Origin of the sequence: Bacteroides cellulosilyticus DSM 14838 (assembly GCF_000158035.1) — a bacterium.
Taxonomy (GTDB): Bacteria; Bacteroidota; Bacteroidia; order Bacteroidales; family Bacteroidaceae; genus Bacteroides; species Bacteroides cellulosilyticus.
Genome location: NZ_EQ973492.1, coordinates 16,279 through 17,868 on the forward strand (window position 1 = coordinate 16,279; position 1,590 = coordinate 17,868).

At 37.3% G+C, this 1,590-nt stretch carries 1 protein-coding gene and 1 pseudogene; both read left to right on the top strand.

Features of this window, described 5'->3' with window-relative positions; translation table 11 throughout:
- Nucleotides 1-28 precede the first annotated feature (28 nt).
- Entirely contained in the window at nt 29-1,150 is a 1,122-nt protein-coding gene (locus BACCELL_RS18085) for a glycosyltransferase family 4 protein (RefSeq protein ID WP_007213416.1), read from the top strand.
- A gap of 23 nt (nt 1,151-1,173) precedes the next feature.
- Nucleotides 1,174-1,590: pseudogene (locus tag BACCELL_RS26935) on the top strand (glycosyltransferase family 1 protein); the annotation flags it as partial.

The following is a 1,590-nucleotide window of genomic DNA, read 5'->3' on the forward strand; positions in this document are numbered from 1 at the left end:
AAGTAAAAGCTAACAAAGTATTGAAAGTATGAAAATAGCTATTGAGGCTCAACGCATTTTCCGTCTCAACAAACATGGAATGGACTTTGTAGCTTTAGAAACCATTCGTGAGCTACAAAAGAGAAATGACGGTAACCATTATTTTGTAATCGTCGCTCCAGGTGAAGATCATTGTCTAAAAGAATCGGCAAATCTGTCTATCATTGAATTAAAATGTCCGTCCTATCCACTTTGGGAACAAATAGCTCTTCCTAAAACCGTAAAACGTTTAGGAGTAGACTTACTACATTGTACTTCAAATACAGCTCCTTTACGATGCCCAGTTCCTCTTGTACTGACACTCCATGATATCATATATCTGGAACCCAGGCAATATCGCACTCCATCTCTCTACCAAGAGATGGGGTGGCACTATCGCCGCTTAGTAGTTCCGCATATCCTAAAAGTATGTAAAAAGATTATCACCGTATCACAATTTGAATGTAATCGAATTCGCCATACTCTAAATATTCCATCTGAACGTATCACAGCCATCTACAACGGCTACAGTACCCATTTTCGCCAGTTATCAGACATAAATATGGATATTGTTCAGAAATATATTCCTCAAAAAGATTTTCTCTTTTTTTTGGGAAATACCGACCCTAAAAAAAATGCAGTACGAACCTTAAAGGCATATAGCCTTTATTTAAAGCGCTCCTCAATCAAGCGTCCACTGCTTATCGCTGATTTGAAAGAGGGATACATCGATAGTCTATTACAGAGAGAAGGTATTTCTGACATCAAATCACATCTATACTATCCAGGGTACATTGATAACCATGATTTAGTAATGCTCTATAACGCTGCCTTTGCTTTTCTTTATCCTTCGCTTCGCGAAAGTTTCGGTATTCCAATGATTGAGGCTATGGCATGCGGAACTCCCATTATAATTGGTAATACTTCTGCAATGCCAGAAGTTGCGGGGGCAGAAGCTTTAATGGTAGATCCACATGAACCGGAAAAGATAGCGGATGCTCTGTTGAAGTTAGAAACAGAAAATGTATTATATCAAAAACAAGTAAACTACGGGCTAATGCGGGCGCAGCAATTTTCATGGGAGAATACAGCCAACGAGTTAGTTCAACTGTACCGTAGCTTACAATTATAAACTTGTATAAGCAACCCACGTATATGAAAGCTCTTTTTCTTGTATTTTATGGTTTTCAAGAATATAACGGCATCAGCAAAAAGATAAGATACCAAATAAACGCCTTGAAAAAATGCGGTTTTGACATTCAAACCTGCCATTATGAAGTCACGCCCAATGGAAACAGAGAATGGTTAATAGATGGTAAAGAATTGGTTAATCTTGGAAGAGGAATAACAGCCAAATTGAAAAAGCGTATTTTTTTTCATCCTATCCTCCAATACATAAAAGAAGAGAACATTTCGTTTGTATATATACGTTCCTATCATAATGCTAATCCTTTTACAATTCATTTTGTAAAGGAACTGAAAAAGCTAAAAGCAGCAGTCTTTCTTGAAATACCTACCTATCCTTACGATCAGGAATATTTCTCCGCCATTGATAAATTACAACTCTGCACC